Origin of the sequence: Chitinophaga agrisoli, from assembly GCF_008386695.1 — a bacterium.
Taxonomy (GTDB): Bacteria; Bacteroidota; Bacteroidia; order Chitinophagales; family Chitinophagaceae; genus Chitinophaga; species Chitinophaga agrisoli.
Genome location: NZ_VUOC01000136.1, coordinates 1 through 312, shown reverse-complemented (window position 1 = coordinate 312; position 312 = coordinate 1). Strand labels below are relative to the sequence as shown.

The 312-nt window shown below is 55.4% G+C and carries 1 protein-coding gene; it reads left to right on the top strand.

Going from position 1 to position 312, the window contains the following annotated elements:
- On the top strand, nt 1–312 hold a 312-nt coding region (locus F0L74_RS34775), incomplete at both ends, for a thioredoxin domain-containing protein (protein ID WP_246197965.1).

Sequence of the window (312 nt, the reverse complement as noted above, 5' to 3'; positions counted from 1 at the left end):
ACGCTATTGAGGAATTCGTACAATCGTTCTTCGACGGCACCCTGAAGCAGCATCTGCTGAGCGAGGACCTGCCCGCGGACTGGGCCGCCAAACCCGTCAAAGTGCTCGTCGCCGCCAACTTTGACGAAGTCGTCTTCGACACAACTAAGAAGGTCCTCGTCGAATTCTACGCTCCTTGGTGTGGCCACTGCAAACAGCTGGTCCCTATCTACGACAAGCTCGGCGAGCACTTTGAGAACGACGATGACGTCATCATTGCCAAAATCGACGCCACCGCCAACGAACTGGAACACACCAAGATCACGTCCTTCC